Raw genomic sequence first — 16,931 nt, 5'->3', positions numbered from 1 at the left:
CGACCGCTACTCGAAGCCGTGCTCCGGGCCGGGGAAGGCGCCGCCGCGGACGTCGTCGGCGTACTCGCGGGCCGCGCGCAGCAGCTCCCCGCGCAGGTCGGCGTACTTCTTCACGAAGCGCGGCACCCGCCCGCCGTTGAGCCCGGCCATGTCGGGCCAGACCAGCACCTGGGCGTCGCAGTCGGGCCCGGCGCCGATGCCGATCGTCGGGATGGTCAGCTCCTGGGTCACCTTAGCGGCCAGCGGGGCGGGCACCATCTCCAGGACGACGGCGAACGCGCCGGCCTCCTGCACCGCGTGCGCGTCGGCCAGCAGCTGCTCGGCCCCGGCGCCGCGGCCCTGCACCCGGAACCCGCCGAGGGCGTGCTCGCTCTGCGGCGTGAACCCGACGTGGGCCATCACGGGGATGCCGTTCTCGCTGAGCAGCCGGATCTGCGGCGCCACGCGCACCCCGCCCTCGAGCTTGACCGCCTGCGCGCCGCCCTCCTTCATCATCCGGACGGCGGTGGTGAACGCCTGCTGCGGGCCGGCCTCGTAGCTGCCGAAGGGCAGGTCGGTCACCACCAGCACCCGCGTGGTCGAGCGGGTGACGGCCTTCGTCATCAGCAGCAGGTCCTCGACCGTCACCGGCACGGTCGAGGAGTGCCCGAGGACGACGTTGCCCGCCGAGTCCCCGACCAGCAGCACCGGGATGCCGGCCTCCTCGAACACCGCGGCCGCGTAGGTGTCGTAGGCGGTGAGCATCGACCACCTCTCCCCGCGCTCCTTGGCCTGCTGCAGGTGGTGGATGCGCACCCGCGCGGTCGACGTCCCGCCGTAGAGAACCGACTCGGTCATGACTGCGCCGCTCCCTCGCGGACGCTGGGCAGGCTCTCCCGCCAGCGGTTGGTGATGGGCAGCCGCCGGTCGCGGCCGAACGCCTTGAGGCTGATCTTCGTGCCGGGCGCGGACTGCCGGCGCTTGAACTCCGCGACGTCGACCAGCCGCAGCACCCGGGCGACCACCTCGGGGTCGTGGCCGCGCTCGAGCAGCTGGGCCATGCCGAGGTCGCGGTCGACGTAGTCGGCGACGACGGCGTCGAGCTCCTCGTAGGAGGGCAGCGAGTCGCTGTCCTTCTGCCCGGGCGCGAGCTCGGCCGACGGCGGCTTGTCGATGGAGTTCTGCGGGACCGGCTCGGTCTCGCCGCGGTCGCGGGCGTGCGCGTTGCGCCAGCGGGCCAGCTCCCACACCAGCGTCTTGGGCACGTCCTTGATCGGCGCGAACCCGCCGGCGGCGTCGCCGTAGAGGGTCGAGTAGCCGACGGCGACCTCGCTCTTGTTGCCGGTGGTCAGCAGCAGGTGCCCGTGCTGGTTGGACAGGCCCATGAGCAGCGTGCCGCGGATGCGGGCCTGCAGGTTCTCCGCCGCGGTCCCCGACAGGTCCACCGCCGACTCGAACGCGTCGACCATCGGCGCGATCGGCACGGTCGAGAAGTGCAGGCCCAGCCGCCGCGCGCTGTCCTCGGCGTCGGCGAGCGAGTGCTCCGAGGACCACCGCGACGGCAGCGCGACGGCGTGCACCCGGTCGGCGCCGAGGGCGTCGACCGCCAGCGCGGCCACCAGCGCCGAGTCGATGCCGCCGGACAGGCCGAACACGACCGACGGGAAGCCGTTCTTGTCGATGAAGTCCCGCAGGCCCAGCACCAGCGCCCGCCAGACCTCCTCGCAGTCGGTCAGCGGCTCGGCGACCTGCCCGGGCCGCGGCTCGAAGGCCGGCACGGGTTCCTCGGAGACGACGGTGCGGGTGACCGTCATCGGCCCGATCCGGCCCTCCCGCCGCTCCGGCGCCCGGCCGCGGTCGAGGGTGAGGTCGACGCAGAGCAGGTGCTCGACGAACTGCGGCGCGCGCGCCAGCAGCTCGCCGTCGGCGGAGACGACGAGGGAGTCGCCGTCGAAGACCAGCTCGTCCTGCCCGCCCACCAGGTTGCAGTAGACGACCGGCGCGCGGGCCTCGGCCGCGCGGCGCCGCACCAGCGGCAGCCGCAGGTCGTCCTTGGCCCGCTCGTAGGGGGAGGCGTTGGGCGAGACGACGAGGTCGACCCCGGCCTGCCCGACCACGCCGCACGGGCCGCCCTCGACCCACAGGTCCTCGCAGATGGTCAGCGCGACGTCGGCGCCGTGCAGCCGCACCACCGGCAGCTCGGTGCCGGGCACGAAGTAGCGGGCCTCGTCGAAGACCCCGTAGTTGGGCAGGTGCCGCTTGGCGTAGCGGGCGACCACCCGCCCGCCGTGCAGCAGCGCGGCGGCGTTGCGGGGCTGGATGCGGCGGGGGTTGGCGTCGCCGGGCCGCTCGTCGTCGAGGGTCTCCTCGTCGCTCGGCGGGGTGTCGATCGCGGCCGGGCCCTCGGTGTGCGCCAGGTACCCCACGACGACGGCGACCTCGCCGAGGCCCCGCTCGGCGAGCGCGCCGGCGAGGTCGGTGAGCGCGTGCTCGCTGGCGGCGGCGAAGGACTCCCGCAGCACCAGGTCCTCGGCCGGGTAGCCGGTCAGCGTCATCTCGGGGAACACGACCAGGTGCGCGCCGTCGCCGGCGGCCCGCCCCGCCCACTCCACGACGAGCGCGGCGTTGCCGTCGAGGTCGCCCACGCGGGTGTCGACCTGGGCCATCGCAACTCTCAGCTGCACCGCACCGTCCACGCCGGTCATCCTCGTCCTGCAGTCCCGGAGCCGGGCAGCGGGGCGGTGTGACCCACGCCACAGCCGGGGGTGGACCGGGAGCGCCGGGCGGCCCAGCATGCCCCTGTGGCCGAGTGGCTCACCGTCGAGGTGCTCGACGGAGCCGAGCCGGCGTCGTCCTGGCGCCGGGCGTACGAGGACGGCCTGGTCGAGGCCGCGGTCACCCAGGGCGCGCGGTACTGGGAGTGGCACGACACCCGCTGGGGCGTCGTGCTGGAGGTCGCCTTCGACGACGACGACCGGCTCGAGCGCTTCCGCGCGCTGCCCGCCGTCCGTGCCGCGCTCGACGCGGTGCCCGATCCGCTCGCCGGGCTGCTGGTCTACCGCGGGCGCGGCGGCGGGGCCGGCGCCGCCGTCCCGCGCCGGCCCCGGCCGCGCCCGGTCGCCGGTGCCGCCGCCCTGCCCCCGCCGGAGCCCGAGCTGCCCGCCCGCGTCGGCAGCGAGCCCCCCGCCCGCGACGACGACCCGGACGAGGTCGCCTCGGTCCCCGGGTGAGGCTCAGCGGCCGTCGGCGGGCACCGGGGCGTCGTCGGCCGCCGGCCGGGGCGCCGGGACCTCCGCCGGGGCGGCTGCGGGGGTGGCGCGCTCGAGGAAGCGCAGCAGCTCGACCGGGAACGGCAGGACCACCGTCGAGTTCTTCTCCGCAGCCACCTCGACCATGGTCTGGAGCAGGCGCAGCTGCAGCGCGGCCGGCTCGGCCGCCATCACCCCGGCGGCCTCGGCCAGCGTCCGCGAGGCCTGCAGCTCGCCCTCGGCGGTGATCACCCGCGACCGCCGCTCCCGCTCGGCCTCCGCCTGCCGCGACATCGACCGCTTCATCGACTCCGGCAGGGCGACGTCCTTGATGTCGACCCGGTCGACGTGCACGCCCCAGTCGACGGCGGGGGAGTCGAGCATCAGCTCCAGGCCCTGGTTGAGCCGCTCGCGGTTGGAGAGCAGGTCGTCGAGGTCGCTCTTGCCGATGACCGAGCGCAGCGACGCCTGCGCGACCTGGGCGATCGCCGCCTGGTAGTTCTGCACGTCGACGACCACCCGCACCGGGTCGAACACCCGGTAGTAGACGACCGCGTCGACCTTCACCGTCACGTTGTCCCGCGTGATGCCCTCCTGGGCCGGGACGGGCAGCGTGACGACCTGCACGTTGACCTTGTGCAGCCGGTCGGCGACCGGGGCGAGGAGGGTGAGCCCCGGCGGCCGCGGCTCACCCTGCAGCCGTCCGAAGCGGAGCACCACGCCGCGCTCGAACTGGGTCACGACGCGGACGCTGGCACCGGCCAGGAGGAGCAGGCCCGCCAGCACGATCGCCAGGACCACGAGGATCGCGTCCATCTCGTCCTCCGACGTCGTCCCGGTGCCTGCCGTGGACGCCGGTGGCGACGTGCCCAGCGTAGGTCTCCGGGCGGCCACGGGGAACTGTTTGGCGAACCTCCGTTGGTTCTAGAGTGCGCGCGTGGATCCCCGCACGGCCCAGGTCGCCGCCGTCGCCGCCCTGGCCGAGCCCACCCGCCGCCGGCTCTACGACCACGTCGTCCGCCAGCCGGAGCCGGTCGGCCGCGACGAGGTGGCCGGCGCCCTCGACGTCCCCCGGGCGACGGTGGCCTTCCACCTCGACCGGCTCGTGGCCGACGGGCTGCTCGCCGTGCACTACGAGCGGCGCACCGGCCGCAGCGGCCCCGGTGCCGGCCGGCCCGCGAAGCTCTACCGGCGTGCGGAGTGCTCCGTGTCGGTCTCGCTGCCCGAGCGCCGCTACGACCTGGCCGGTGAGCTCCTCGCGGCCGCCCTGACCGAGGCGGAGGAGTCGGGGGAGCGGCCGGCGGCCGTCCTCGACCGCCTCGCCCACGCGCGGGGCCGGGAGTTCGCGGCCGCCGTCGACGGGGCCGGGGGGCGGGAGGCCGTCCTCCGGGTGCTGGAGGAGCACGGCTACGAGCCGCAGCGCGCGGGGGAGTCGGTCACCCTCCGGAACTGTCCGTTCCACACCCTGGCGCGCACCCACACCGAGCTGGTGTGCGGCATGAACCTGCGGCTCCTGGAGGGGGTGCTGGCCGGTGTCGGTGCCGGTGGCCTGACCGCCCGGCTGCGGCCGGGCGCCGGCGCCTGCTGCGTGCAGCTGGACGGCGGCGACCGCGACCCCGGCGGCGGTGCGCGCGACCGTTGACAGGCCGGCGCGCCGGGGTCTCTACTGTCAACCCTCGTTGGTCTTAGAGGAGGTCCCGTGACCACCCAGTCGACCCGATGCGCCACCGACCCGGGGCCCTCGCCCGCGGGCCGTCCCCGGGCCCTCCGTTTCGTACGGGAGGCCGGCGCCGTGGACCGCCCGGCGACCGAGCGCGCGGTCGCCGAGCTGCTGCGGGCGCTCGGCCGGGACCCCGCCGACCCGCACCTGGCCGAGACGCCCCGCCGCGTCGCCGACGCCCTCACCGAGCTGCTCACCGGCCGCCCGTTCGAGCTGACCACCTTCCCCAACGACGAGGGCTACGACGAGCTGGTGATCGCCACGGGCATCCCCGTCCAGTCGCTGTGCGAGCACCACCTGCTGCCGTTCACCGGCGTCGCGTCGATCGGCTACCTCCCCGGTGAGCGGATCCTGGGCCTGTCCAAGCTGGCCCGGGTGCTCGAGTCGTTCGCGCGGGACCTGCAGGTGCAGGAGCGGCTGACCCAGCAGGTCGCCGACTGGCTGTGGGACCACCTCGCCCCGCGGGGCGTCGGGGTGGTCATCGAGGCCGAGCACCAGTGCATGTCGCTGCGCGGCGTGCGCGCCGCCGGCTCCCGCACGATCACCTCCGCCCTGCACGGCCTGCTGCGCGAGGACGCGCGCTCGCGGCAGGAGTTCTTCGCACTGACCGGCACGGCCGCCTGAGAGGAGCCGGACCCGTGGACACCCCGTTCGTCATCGTCGGTGGCGGCCTCGCCGGCGCCAAGGCCGCCGAGACCCTGCGCGCCGAGGGCTTCGCCGGCCCGGTCGTCCTCGTCGCGGCCGAGCCGGAGGTCCCCTACGAGCGACCACCGCTGTCGAAGGGCTACCTCCTGGGCACGGCGGCCCGCGAGGAGGCCGCCGTCCTCGCTCCCGGCTGGTACGAGGCGCACGACGTCGACCTCAGGACCGGGGCGCGCGCCGTCGGTCTCGACCCCGCCGCGCACCGGGTGGAGCTGGGCACCGGCGAGCGGCTCGGGTACTCGCGGCTGCTCCTGGCCACCGGCGCCGCGCCGCGCCGGCTGGCGGTCCCCGGTGCCGACGCCGACGGGGTGCGCCACCTGCGCACCCTGGCCGACGCCGACCGGCTGGTGGCCGACCTCGCCGGCGGCGGCCGGCGCGTCGTCGTGGTCGGTGCCGGGTGGATCGGCCTGGAGGTGGCCGCCGCCGCCCGCGTCCACGGCCACCGGGTGACCGTCGTCGAGCCGCAGCCGACCCCGCTGCACGGCGTCCTGGGGCCGCGGATGGGAGAGGTGTTCGCGCGGCTGCACCGCTCCCACGGCGTCGACCTGCGCACCCGCACCGCCGTCCGGGGCGTCGTCGCGCCCGCCGGCCGCGTCACCGGGGTGGAGCTCGACGGCGGCGAGCAGCTGCCCGCTGACCTCGTCGTCGTCGGCATCGGGGTGGTGCCGGAGACCGGGCCGGCCGTGGACGCGGGGCTCGACGTCGGCGACGGGGTCCGCACCGACGCCGCCCTGCGCACCTCCGCCCCCGACGTGTACGCCGCGGGGGACGTCGCCGCCGCCCACCACCCGCTCTACGGCCGGCCCGTGCGGGTGGAGCACTGGGCCAACGCGCTCAACCAGGGGCCGGCCGCGGCGCGGTCGATGCTCGGCCAGGAGGTCGCCTACGACCGGCTGCCCTACTTCTTCTCCGACCAGTACGAGCTGGGCATGGAGTACTCGGGGCTCGGCCGGCCGGAGCACACCGTCGTCTGCCGCGGGGACCCGGAGCACGGCCCGTTCACCGCCTTCTGGCTCGACGGCGCCGGGCGGGTGACGGCGGGCATGAACGTCGACGTCTGGGACGTCACCGAGGCGGTCCAGGCGCTGGTCCGCTCGGGCCGCCCGGTGGACCCCGCCGCGCTCGCCGACCCGGACACGCCGCTGGAGAGCCTGGTGGCCGCCGGCTGAGGTGCGCCGGCCCGGACGCCCGCGCTCAGCCGCCGACCAGCGCCGCGAGCTGCTCGGCGTGGTCGCGCTGGTGCGCGGGGAGGAAGGTCAGCAGGTCGGCGAGCCTGACCGGGCCGTCGACCTCGTGCACCCCCTCCAGGGCGAGCTGCCCGGGCCGCACCGCCGCGACCGCGCGCAGCAGCCCCTCCTGCGCTCCTGCCAGCTCGGCGACCAGCACCGCCGGCGGGGTGGCGCGGTAGCCGGCGACCCGCTCGGGGGCGTCGGGGACGAAGTCGGGCAGCGCCGGGCGGGTGCCCCGGCCGATCCGCTCGATGCGGTCGGTGAAGACGCGGGCGCTGTCGCGCAGGTGGCCGGCGACCTCATCCGGCGTCCAGTCCAGCTCGCCGGTGTAGGCGGGGAAGTGCCCGAGGTCCACCAGCCGGCGGCGGGCCTCCGGGGCCAGCGGGCGGACGGGGAGCCCGGCGGCGCGGGCCAGCAGGTCGGACACGCGGCGCTGCTGGGCGGCGAGCGCGGCTGCGGCGGTGGCCACCGGGCCGGCGAGGGGCGGGGAGGTCGTCGTCACGGGGGCAGCCTGGCCGGGGCCGGGCCCCGGCCACCAGCGGCCGGACGGCCCCGTTCCGCCGGGATCCTGCCAGCGTCCGGTCGGGTCGGGGGTCACGGCGGTCTCGCCGGGTGCGGCGGGGCGGCGGTGTGCGCGCGGGCCGCAGCGGGCAGGCTGTGCACCGACGTCACACCCCGGACACGAGCGGACCCGATCATGGCGAGCATGGACCGACAGCAGGAGTTCGTCCTGCGCACCCTGGAGGAACGCGACATCCGCTTCGTGCGGCTGTGGTTCACCGACGTCTCGGGCTACCTCAAGGCCGTCGCCGTCGCCCCGGCCGAGATCGAGGCCGCCTTCGCCGAGGGCATCGGCTTCGACGGCTCGGCGATCGAGGGCTTCGCGCGGGTCTACGAGTCCGACATGCTCGCCAAGCCCGACCCGGGCACCTTCCAGGTGATGCCGGCGAGCAAGGGGCAGCCCAGCGACACCGCGCGGATGTTCTGCGACATCACGCTGCCCGACGGCTCGCCGTCCTGGGCCGACCCGCGGCACGTGCTGCGGCGGGCGCTGTCGAAGGCCGCCGAGATGGGCTTCACCTTCTACACCCACCCCGAGGTGGAGTTCTTCCTGATCGAGGACCTGCCCACCGACGGCAGCCCGCCGCAGCCGGCCGACACCGGCGGCTACTTCGACCTGTCCACCCACGACGTGGCGCACGACTTCCGCCGCGAGGCGGTCTTCGCGCTGGAGGCCATGGGCATCTCGGTGGAGTTCAGCCACCACGAGGTCGCGCCCGGCCAGCAGGAGATCGACCTGCGCTACGCCGACGCGCTGTCGATGGCCGACAACGTGATGACGCTGCGGCACGTCGTCCGCGAGGTCGCCCTCGCCCAGGGCGTGCACGCCACGTTCATGCCCAAGCCGTTCACCGAGCTCGCCGGCTCGGCCATGCACACCCACGTGTCGCTGTTCGAGGGCGACCGCAACGCCTTCCACGACGCGGGCGACCCGATCCGGCTGTCGGCGACCGGGCGGCAGTTCATCGCCGGCCTGCTCACCCACGCCCGCGAGTTCACCGCCGTCACCAACCAGACAGTCAACTCCTACCGGCGGCTGCTGGCCGGCACCGAGGCGCCGACGGCGGCCACCTGGGGCCGGGCCAACCGCTCGGCGCTGGTGCGGCTGCCCTCCTACAAGCCGAACAAGGGCCAGTCGGCGCGCGTCGAGGTCCGCTCCCCGGACTCCGCCTGCAACCCCTACCTGACCTTCGCCGTCCTGCTCGCCGCCGGGTTGCGCGGCATCGAGAAGGGCTACGACCTGCCGCCCGAGGCCGAGGACGACGTCTGGTCGCTCACCGACACCGAGCGCCGCGCCGCCGGCTACGAGGACCTGCCGGTCTCCCTGGGGGAGGCGCTGACGGCGATGCAGGGCAGCGAGCTGGTCGCCGAGACCCTCGGCGAGCACGTGTTCGAGTTCTTCCTGCGCAACAAGTGGGAGGAGTTCAACTCCTACCGCCAGAACGTCACCCCCTTCGAGCTCAAGCGCTACCTCCCGGGCCTCTGAGGGCCAATAGCGCGACAAAGGCACCTGCGGGCGGCCCTGAGGGGATGGAACGGCCTCGTCGCAGGGGCCCGTGCCGAGCGGGCGAGGCGCGGGGGGCGACGAGGTCCTTCAACTAATCTCGGGGCCGTGCCGGACCAGCCCGCCCGCCTGCTCGTCGTCGTCCCCAGTGACACCGCCCCGCCCGCACGGCTGGGCGAGTGGCTGCGCGCCGCCGGCCTGGAGCTCGACGAGCGGCACCTCGACGCCGGCGACGAGGTCCCCGCCGACCTCACCGGCCACGACGGGCTGCTCGTGACGGGCGGGCCGCAGTCCAGCGTCGACGACGCCGCCACCGAGCTGGAGCCGGTCCGCGCGCTGCTGGCCAAGGCGCTCGCCGACGACGTCCCGACCCTGGGCGTGTGCCTGGGCTCGCAGCTGCTGGCGCAGGCCGGCGGCGGGCGGGTGCGCGAGGGGGTCGAGGGCCCGGAGGTCGGGGCGCTGCTCGTGGCCAAGCGCGACGCCGCCGCCGGGGACCCGGTCTTCGGCCCCCTCCCGCTCTCACCGGACGTCGTCCAGTTCCACCACGACGAGATCTGCGAGCTGCCCACCGGCGCCACGCTGCTGGCCAGCAGCCCGGTGTACGCCCACCAGGCCTTCCGCGTGGGCCGGCACGTCTACGGGGTGCAGTTCCACATCGAGACGACGCCGGAGATCGTCCGCGAGTGGGCCGAGCGGGACACCGTCGGTGTCGCGGCGAGCCCGTGGGACCGCGAGACGCTGGTCCGGCTGACCGACGCGGTGCACCCGGACCTGGAGGAGATCTGGGCGCCGTTCGCCGCCCGCTTCGCCGACCTGGTGCGCGCCGCCCGCCGCGCGGTGTGACCCGGTGACCACCGCGCGGGAGGTGCCCCGCCCCGCGGTCGTGCGGCTGGTCCGCTTCGGTTTCCTCGACGGCGAGCGGGCGGCGCTGCTGCTGTCCGACCCCGCCCTGGGGCTGTGGGACCTCGACCGCAACGAGCCGGCCGACCCCGAGGCCGGCCCGGTGGTGTCCGCGCTGGCGCGCGCCGGCGACCCCGACCTCGCCGTCCGCTCGCTCACCCGCCTGGTCGAGGCGCTCGACGCCGCCGACCCCACCGGCGGGTCGGCGGCCGCGCTGCTCGCCCGGCTGCGCGGCTCGGCGACGCTGCGCGCCCGGCTGCTGTCGGTCCTGGGCGCCAGCGCCGGCCTGGCCGACCACCTCGCCGCCCACCCCGGCGACTGGACCGTCCTCGACGACGACACCCGCGGCCCGACGCGGCCCACCGCGCTGGCGCTGGAGCGGCAGCTGCTGGTCGCCGTCGGCGCCGACCCCGACGACCCGCCGTGGGGCGTCCGGCTGGGCCGCGCCGCGCCCGACGCCTCGCCGCAGCGGGTCGCCGCGCTCCGGCTGGCCCACCGGCGGGCCGTGCTGAGCCTGGCCGGGCGCGACCTGGGGGAGGGGCTGCCGGCCGAGGACGTCGCCGGCGAGCTCGCCGACATCGCCGCCGCGGTGCTCACCGCCGGGCTGGCCATCGCCGTCGCCGAGCAGCCCGAGAGCGCCGCGGCCTGCCGGCTGGCCGTCATCGGTCTGGGCAAGTGCGGCGGCCGGGAGCTCAACTACGTCAGCGACGTCGACGTCGTCTTCGTGGCCGAGCCGGTCGAGGTCGGGGACGGCGAGCAGGCGGCCGTGCAGAGCGCCACCCGGGTGGCCGCCGCGCTCATGCGGATCTGCGGGCAGGCCGCCTGGGAGGTCGACGCCGCGCTGCGCCCGGAGGGCAAGGCCGGGCCGCTGGTGCGCACGCTGGCCGGCCACGCCGCGTACTACCGGCAGTGGGCCAGCACCTGGGAGTTCCAGGCCCTGCTCAAGATGCGCCCGGTCGCCGGCGACCCCGACCTCGGCCGCGGGTACGTCGACGAGCTGTTCCCGCTGGTCTGGCAGGCCGGTGACCGGCCCGGCTTCGTCGGCGAGATCCAGGCGATGCGCCGCCGGGTCGAGGAGCACGTCCCGCCCGCGCAGGCCGACCGGGAGCTCAAGCTCGGTCGCGGCGGGCTGCGCGACGTGGAGTTCGCCGTGCAGCTGCTGCAGCTGGTGCACGGGCGGGTGGACGTCCGGCTGCACGTCGGCGGCACGCTGCCCGCGCTGGCCGCGCTCCGGTCCGGCGGCTACGTCGGCCGGGACGACGCCGACACCCTCATCGCCTCCTACCGGTTCCTGCGCACGGTGGAGCACCGGCTGCAGCTGCTGCGGCTGCGGCGCACCCACCTGCTGCCCAGCGACGAGCAGCAGCTGCGCTGGCTGGCGCGGTCGCTGGGCTACAAGCCCGACGCCCGCGGCGGCGCCGTCGACGTGCTGCGCGCCGAGCTCGCGCTGCACACCCGCGAGGTGCGCCGGCTGCACGAGAAGCTCTTCTACCGGCCGCTGCTGTCGGCCGTGGCGCGCGTGCCGGCCGAGGCCGCGCAGCTGGGCAGCGAGGCCGCCGGCGACTGGCTGCGGGCGCTGGGCTTCGCCGACCCGCAGGGCGCGCTGCGGCACATGGCGGCGCTCACCGGCGGGGTGTCGCGCTCGGCGTCGATGCAGAAGTACCTGCTCCCGGTCGTGCTGCAGACCCTCGCCGACTGCGCCGACCCCGACGCCGGGCTGCTGGCCTACCGGCAGGTCAGCGAGGCCCTCGGCGGCAACCAGTGGTACCTGCGGCTGCTGCGCGACGAGGGCCAGGTGGCCGAGCGGCTGGCCCGGCTGCTGGGCTCGAGCCAGTACGTGGCCGCGCTGCTCACCCGCACCCCCGAGGCGCTGCGCATCCTCGCCGACGACGCCGAGCTCGAGCCGCGCACCGCCGCCACCCTGGCCGGCGCCTGGCGGGCCGCCGCCGCCCGCTCCGGGGACCCGAAGGCCGCCGTCGGGGTGCTGCGGGCCCAGCGCCGCCAGGAGCTGCTGCGCATCGCCTCGGCCGACCTGCTCGGCCGCCTCGACGTCGTCCGGGTCGGTCAGGCGCTCACCGACGTCGCCGTCGCCACCCTGCAGGCCGGCCTCGACGTCGCCGTGCGGGCGTGGGGCCGGGAGGCCGGCGTGGCCGCCGAGGACGTGCCGGTGGACCTCGCCGTCATCGGGATGGGCCGGCTCGGCGGCGGCGAGATGGGCTACGGCTCCGACGCCGACGTGCTGTTCGTGCACCGGGCGCGGGCCGGCGTCGAGGAGTCCCGGGCCACCCAGGCGGCCAACGCGATCGCGCACACGCTGCGCCGGCTGCTCGCCGAGCCCGCGCCCGACCCGGCCTTCGAGATCGACGCCGACCTGCGCCCGGAGGGCCGGCAGGGCGCGCTGGTGCGCAGCCTCGACGCGTTCCGGGAGTACTACGAGCGCTGGGTGTCGGTGTGGGAGGTGCAGGCGCTGCTGCGGGCGGTGCCGGTGGCCGGCAGCCCGGAGCTCGGGGCCGCCTTCGTCGCGCTGGCCGACCCGCTGCGCTACCCGGCCGACGGCCTCACCGACGCCCAGGTCGCCGAGATCCGCCGCATCAAGGCCCGCGTGGAGCGGGAGCGGTTGCCCCGCGGCGCCGACCCGGCCACGCACACCAAGCTCGGCCGTGGCGGGCTGGCCGACGTCGAGTGGACCGTCCAGCTGCTGCAGCTGCAGCACGCCGGGCGGCTGCCGGAGCTGCGGCTGCCCTCGACGGTCGCGGCGCTGGAGCGGCTGGCCGCCGCCGGGCTGCTGGAGCCGGCGCAGGCCGACGCGCTGCGCGAGGCGTGGGAGGTGGCCGGCCGGGCGCGCAACGCCGTCTTCCTCGTCCGCGGCCGGCCCAGCGACCAGCTGCCCCGGCCCGGGCTGGAGCTGGCCGGGGTGGCGCGGGCCAGCGGCTGCGGCCCCGACGTCGACCCCGGCCGCTTCCTCGACGACTACCGCCGCACCACCCGGCGCGCCCGCGGCGTCGTCGAGCAGGTCTTCTACGGTCAGCCGGCCGGCTGACCCGGGTGCGCCGCCCCCGGCGGCGGGGCACGCTGGGGGAGTGAGCTCAGCCGTGCCCGCCGACGACCCGCCCGCCGACGACGACCTGCCCCGTGCCGACGCCGGGGCCACCATCACGCCCTACCGCGACGGGCCGCTGATCGTGCGCGGGGACTTCCGGCTGGTCGACCAGGACGGCGCCGAGATCGACCCCGGCCGCCGGACGGTGGCGCTGTGCCGGTGCGGCAAGTCCGGCATCAAGCCGTTCTGCGACGGCTCGCACAAGCGCTCGGGCTTCTCCGCGCCCAGCGCGCCGAGCCGGCCGCGCCCGGCGGCGACGATCCTGCGCTCGGCGCAGCGGCCCGGGGGAGCCCCGCAGGAGTGACCGAGGGGGCGCGGGCCGGCCCCCGTGCCCGGCCCGCGCCCGCCTCAGCGGTCGGTCCGGATGGCGCGCGCCATCCGGACCTGCTCCTCCAGCACGTCGGTGATCCGCGCCTGGACGGCGTCGAGGCGGCCGATCACCTCGCTGGTGGCGTGGATGCCCGCGGTGACCTGCTCGCTGCTGGCCTGGATGCCGGCGATCTGGTCCGACACCCGCTGGGTGGCCGCCGCGGTCTCCCGCGCCAGGTCCTTGACCTCGCTGGCCACGACCGCGAAGCCGCGACCGAGCTCCCCGGCGCGGGCGGCCTCGATGGTGGCGTTGAGGGCCAGCAGGTTCGTCTGGTCGGCGATGCCGGAGATGATCCGGATGACCTCGCCGATCGACGTCGACGACTCGGTCAGCGTGGCCACCTCGGTGGTCATCGCCGAGGCCTGCGTCACGGCGCTGTCGGCCACCTCGCCGGCGGCCGCGGCCGCCGAGCGCAGCCGGTCGACGCTGTCGAGCAGCTCGCGGGAGCGCTGCGCGTCGGCCTCGGCGCGGCGCAGCGCGTCCAGCCGCTGGGAGACCAGCCGCTGCACGGTGCGCAGCGCGTCGGCCCGCGACTCCGACAGCTCGATCGTGTCGGTGGTGAAGAAGTCCATGGTGCCGATGACCTCACCGCCGACGGTGATCGGGAAGCAGACGCCCGACCGCACCCCGGCCCGATGGGCGGCCGGGGCCCGCACGCAGTCGGTGACCTCGGCCAGGTCGCGGACGAAGACCAGGTCGCGCTCCCGCCAGGCCCGCCCGGACAGGCCGACGCCCTCGGCGAAGGTGGCCGTCAGGGTGACCCGCCGGAACTCCTCGCCGGCCGTGCCGGACTCGGTGCGGAAGCGCAGCAGCCGCTCCGCGTCGTCGAGCGCCCAGAACGAGCCGTAGTCCCAGCCGAACGCGGCGCGCACGGTCTCCAGCGCCGTCTGGAGGGCGGCGGCCTCGTCGGCGGCCTCGCCCACGGAGGTGACGACGGCGGTGACGGCCGCCCGGTCGTCGACGGTCTCGCGCACCGCCGCCGTCGCCAGCGCGGCGGCGCGCATGTGGTCGAGCAGCCGGTGGATGGCCTCCCACTTCTCGCGGCGGGCACCGAAGAAGGGCAGCCGGCCGCGGTGGTGGTACTCCAGGACGGCCGTGACCCGCCCGCCGTCGACGGCGGGGATGAAGCACCCCTCCCGCGCGCCGGCGGCCCAGGCGTTCTCCCACCGCACGCAACTGCCGCGCCCGGCCGGCGCGCTGTCCATGTGCACCGTCCGGCGCTCCCGCAGCGCCCTGCCGCCCATGCCCGCCGACTCCGTCAGCGGCAGGTCCTGCCGCCAGCCGGCGCGGATGGCCGGCGCCAGGGGGCCGGTCTCGTGGGCGAGGGTGAACGCGCCGCTGCCCGTGGGCGCCCACACGGCGCCGTAGTCCAGGCCGTTGGTCTCGGTGATCGTGCGGACCACCGCGACGTGGGCGTCGAGCTGCGTGCGCACCGACGCGTCGAGGGCGGCGACCACCGCCTCGAGCGTCTCGATGTCACGCGGGGTCGGCGGCGGAGGCGTGCTGCTGACGGGGACGGGGTCGGTGCGCCGCCACATGGGGTCCTCCGCGGTCGGGGGTGCCACGGGCGCTGGCCCGCGGTCCGTGCCCGGGGAGGATCGGCAGCCGGCGCCCGGATGTGCAGTCGGGCTCCGGTTCAGGCGGCGAGGGCCGGCTCTGCGCGCAGCGCCGAGCGGCCGGCCTCCCACGCGCCGAGCAGGTGGCCGGCCGCCAGCCCGTCGAGCGCCAGCGAGCAGGCGGCGCCGAACAGGACGTCGTCGGCGAGCGAGCGGTCCTCGGCGACCAGCGACCCGCACATGTCCACCGCGGCGATCTGCTCGTGGACGGCGTCGGCCTCGACGTGCTCGTCGTAGAAGACGGTGGTGCCCTCGCCGTGGCCGAGGCGGCGCAGGCCCGAGGAGTAGCGGCGGCTGGGCTCGGAGGAGGTCATCTCCACGCAGGCGAGGTGCCCCAGGGCCGCGGCCCGCCAGCGCCGGTGCAGCCCGAACAGCGACATGGTGTTGACCGCGGTGAAGGCGACCGCCGGGGCGGCGTCCCACAGCGCGCCGTAGCCGGCGTCGAGGCCGAGGTCGCGCATCATCCCGGCGAACAGCTCGCTGTGCATGCGCTCGGCCGAGCCGCCGCCGTACTCGTCGGCCTGGATCTCCACCATCGCGGCCTTGGCCCGCCCCGACAGCCGCGGGATGGCGAAGGTGTGCGGATCGGCCTCCTTGAGGTGGTAGACCGACCGCAGGGTCAGGTACTCGCGCCACTGCTCGGGAGTGCCGTGGCGGGCCATGTACCGCGACAGCGACGGGCCGTCGTCGGCGGCGATGAGCGCGGTGAGCTGCTGGTCCACCGGGTCACCGGTGGCCGGCGTCGGGCCGGTGAGGTCGCGGAGCGCGGCCAGGTGCCGGCGCTCGAGGTGCGCGCGCAGCGTCAGCATGTCGGGGTCCCACTCCAGGACGTCGTCGACGCCGTCGAACCCGCGGTAGTGCAGCTCGTAGCAGACCGCCAGGGCCAGCTGCAGGTCCTCGTCGAGCAGCGGCTCGGCCGCCGCCTCCGCGGTGGCGCGCGCCAGCTCGACGGCGGCGGCGGAGACCTCGCCGGCGAGCAGGTCGTCGCGGAGGGCGGTCGTCAGGGGACCCCGTGGCTCGGGCAGGCGCATGGGCACGGCATGCCCACTGGCCGCGACTTCGATGCACCGCGCACTATGGGATGTCGCACCGGGTAGTGGCGGGCCATGGCAGACCTGCGCGATCGCGTCGTCCTCGTCACCGGCGGCAGCGCCGGCATCGGGCGGGCCACCGTGGCCCGGCTGGCCGGCGCGGGCGCCCGGGTGGTCACCTGCGCCCGCGGCGGCGACCGGCTGCAGGAGGCGTGTGGCGCCCTGCCCGGCGTCACCGGGGTGGTCGCCGACGTCGCCGACGCCGGCGACCGGGAGCTGCTGGTGCAGCGGGTGCTCGCCGAGCACGGCCGGCTCGACGCCGTCGTCCTGAACGCGGGGCTGGCCCACGCCGCGCTGGTGGAGGACACCCCGCGCGCGGCGGTCGAGGGCATGGTGGCCACCAACCTCACCGGGGTGGTGGACCTGACCCTGCTGGCGCTGCCGCACCTCCTCGCCGCGGCGGCCCTGCGCGGGCGGGGGGACCTGCTGGTGGTGAGCTCCGTGGCCGGGCTGTCCCAGGTGCCGCCGCTGACGGTCTACTCGGCCACCAAGGCGGGCGTGCAGGGGTTCGTCTCCGGGCTGCGGCGGGAGGTCACCGCCCGCGGCGTGCGGGTGCACTCGGTCATGCCCGGCCCGGTGGCCACCGAGTGGATGGCCCGCGGGCACGGGGCGGCACCGGTCTCCGACGACGACGCCCGCGGCCGGCTGACCCCGGGCATCGCTCCCGGGCGGGTGGCCGACCGCGTCGCCGGCTGCCTGACCTCGTCCCGGTCGCGCTCGGTCGCCGTCCCGCGGGTCATGGGCCTGGCGCGGCTGGGGGAGGTGTTCCCGGTCGACCGGGTGCTCGACGCCGTGCTGTCGCGGCAGGCCGACCGGATCCGGCGGGTCGCCGCGCGGATGGTCGAGCGGCGGACCGGCTGACCGGTGCTCACCCGGTCGGGCAGACCTGAGGTTGGTGGCATCAACCAACG

The 16,931-nt window shown here is 76.4% G+C and carries 15 protein-coding genes; 9 read left to right on the top strand and 6 right to left on the bottom strand.

All coding sequences use genetic code 11. The annotated features are described in order from the left end of the window. Positions 1-6: 6 nt before the first annotated feature. Positions 7-837: a 3-methyl-2-oxobutanoate hydroxymethyltransferase gene (gene panB / locus CHC04_RS06375; protein WP_089403032.1), complete on the bottom strand. Its 831-nt coding sequence runs from the start codon at positions 835-837 to the stop codon at positions 7-9. Then, positions 834-2,675, bottom strand: coding sequence for an NAD+ synthase (locus CHC04_RS06370; protein WP_217897198.1), 1,842 nt, complete (start codon positions 2,673-2,675; stop codon positions 834-836). Before CHC04_RS06370 ends, panB begins: the two co-directional genes overlap by 4 nt. Before the next feature lie 105 nt (positions 2,676-2,780). Here CHC04_RS06370 and CHC04_RS06365 point away from each other — a divergent pair, with 105 nt between their 5' ends. After that, a complete protein-coding gene (locus CHC04_RS06365) occupies positions 2,781-3,209 on the top strand; it encodes a hypothetical protein (RefSeq protein WP_089403030.1) in 429 nt (142 codons plus the stop codon). Between the two features lie 3 nt (positions 3,210-3,212). On the opposite strand, the gene CHC04_RS06360 is transcribed toward CHC04_RS06365, so the two are convergent. Continuing rightward, the gene (locus CHC04_RS06360; protein ID WP_089403029.1) at positions 3,213-4,043 is read right to left on the bottom strand and encodes a slipin family protein; all 831 of its coding nucleotides are present in this window, start codon (positions 4,041-4,043) and stop codon (positions 3,213-3,215) included. Positions 4,044-4,164: 121 nt separating this feature from the next. Here CHC04_RS06360 and CHC04_RS06355 point away from each other — a divergent pair, with 121 nt between their 5' ends. From CHC04_RS06355 to CHC04_RS06345, 3 genes are all read left to right on the top strand, one after another. After that, positions 4,165-4,869, top strand: a complete 705-nt coding sequence (locus CHC04_RS06355) for a helix-turn-helix transcriptional regulator (RefSeq protein WP_089403028.1) — start codon at positions 4,165-4,167, stop codon at positions 4,867-4,869. Between the two features lie 150 nt (positions 4,870-5,019). Beyond that, a complete protein-coding gene (gene folE, locus CHC04_RS06350) occupies positions 5,020-5,571 on the top strand; it encodes a GTP cyclohydrolase I FolE (RefSeq protein WP_089403027.1) in 552 nt (183 codons plus the stop codon). A gap of 14 nt (positions 5,572-5,585) precedes the next feature. Continuing rightward, on the top strand, positions 5,586-6,818 hold the full coding sequence (locus tag CHC04_RS06345) for an NAD(P)/FAD-dependent oxidoreductase (RefSeq protein WP_089403026.1): 1,233 nt from the start codon (positions 5,586-5,588) through the stop codon (positions 6,816-6,818). A 25-nt stretch (positions 6,819-6,843) separates the two neighbouring features. On the opposite strand, the gene CHC04_RS06340 is transcribed toward CHC04_RS06345, so the two are convergent. Then, entirely contained in the window at positions 6,844-7,380 is a 537-nt protein-coding gene (locus CHC04_RS06340) for a DinB family protein (protein WP_176449839.1), read from the bottom strand. 204 nt (positions 7,381-7,584) lie between these two features. On the opposite strand from CHC04_RS06340, the gene glnA reads away from it, so the two are divergent. The 4 genes from glnA (at position 7,585) to CHC04_RS06320 (ending at position 13,247) form a co-directional block, all read left to right on the top strand. Continuing rightward, a complete protein-coding gene (glnA, locus tag CHC04_RS06335) occupies positions 7,585-8,925 on the top strand; it encodes a type I glutamate--ammonia ligase (RefSeq protein ID WP_089403376.1) in 1,341 nt (446 codons plus the stop codon). Between the two features lie 126 nt (positions 8,926-9,051). Further along, on the top strand, positions 9,052-9,786 hold the full coding sequence (locus tag CHC04_RS06330; protein WP_089403024.1) for a type 1 glutamine amidotransferase: 735 nt from the start codon (positions 9,052-9,054) through the stop codon (positions 9,784-9,786). Positions 9,787-9,790: 4 nt separating this feature from the next. Beyond that, a complete protein-coding gene (locus CHC04_RS06325) occupies positions 9,791-12,883 on the top strand; it encodes a bifunctional [glutamine synthetase] adenylyltransferase/[glutamine synthetase]-adenylyl-L-tyrosine phosphorylase (protein ID WP_089403023.1) in 3,093 nt (1,030 codons plus the stop codon). Between the two features lie 40 nt (positions 12,884-12,923). Further along, a complete protein-coding gene (locus CHC04_RS06320; protein WP_176449838.1) occupies positions 12,924-13,247 on the top strand; it encodes a CDGSH iron-sulfur domain-containing protein in 324 nt (107 codons plus the stop codon). Between the two features lie 44 nt (positions 13,248-13,291). On the opposite strand, the gene CHC04_RS25195 is transcribed toward CHC04_RS06320, so the two are convergent. Then, a complete protein-coding gene (locus CHC04_RS25195) occupies positions 13,292-14,851 on the bottom strand; it encodes a methyl-accepting chemotaxis protein (RefSeq protein ID WP_089403022.1) in 1,560 nt (519 codons plus the stop codon). Between the two features lie 98 nt (positions 14,852-14,949). Continuing rightward, complete coding sequence (locus CHC04_RS06310; RefSeq protein ID WP_089403021.1) at positions 14,950-15,960, bottom strand: iron-containing redox enzyme family protein; 1,011 nt, start codon at positions 15,958-15,960, stop codon at positions 14,950-14,952. Between the two features lie 75 nt (positions 15,961-16,035). Here CHC04_RS06310 and CHC04_RS06305 point away from each other — a divergent pair, with 75 nt between their 5' ends. Beyond that, the gene (locus CHC04_RS06305) at positions 16,036-16,881 is read left to right on the top strand and encodes an SDR family oxidoreductase (RefSeq protein ID WP_089403020.1); all 846 of its coding nucleotides are present in this window, start codon (positions 16,036-16,038) and stop codon (positions 16,879-16,881) included. Positions 16,882-16,931 lie beyond the last annotated feature (50 nt).

Source organism: Geodermatophilus saharensis, assembly GCF_900188205.1.
Lineage (GTDB): Bacteria > Actinomycetota > Actinomycetes > Mycobacteriales > Geodermatophilaceae > Geodermatophilus > Geodermatophilus saharensis.
The sequence above is the reverse complement of the archived record's forward strand: the minus strand, read 5'-3'. Positions and strand labels throughout refer to the sequence as shown.

Excerpts from the sequence above, each read along its gene's own strand:
- CHC04_RS06310 (WP_089403021.1), bottom strand. The coding sequence starts at position 15,960 with ATGCGCCTGCCCGAGCCACGGGGTCCCCTGACGACCGCCCTCCGCGAC.
- CHC04_RS25195 (WP_089403022.1), bottom strand. The coding sequence starts at position 14,851 with ATGTGGCGGCGCACCGACCCCGTCCCCGTCAGCAGCACGCCTCCGCCG.
- CHC04_RS06360 (WP_089403029.1), bottom strand. The coding sequence starts at position 4,043 with ATGGACGCGATCCTCGTGGTCCTGGCGATCGTGCTGGCGGGCCTGCTC.
- panB (WP_089403032.1), bottom strand. The coding sequence starts at position 837 with ATGACCGAGTCGGTTCTCTACGGCGGGACGTCGACCGCGCGGGTGCGC.
- glnA (WP_089403376.1), top strand. The coding sequence starts at position 7,585 with ATGGACCGACAGCAGGAGTTCGTCCTGCGCACCCTGGAGGAACGCGAC.
- CHC04_RS06305 (WP_089403020.1), top strand. The coding sequence starts at position 16,036 with ATGGCAGACCTGCGCGATCGCGTCGTCCTCGTCACCGGCGGCAGCGCC.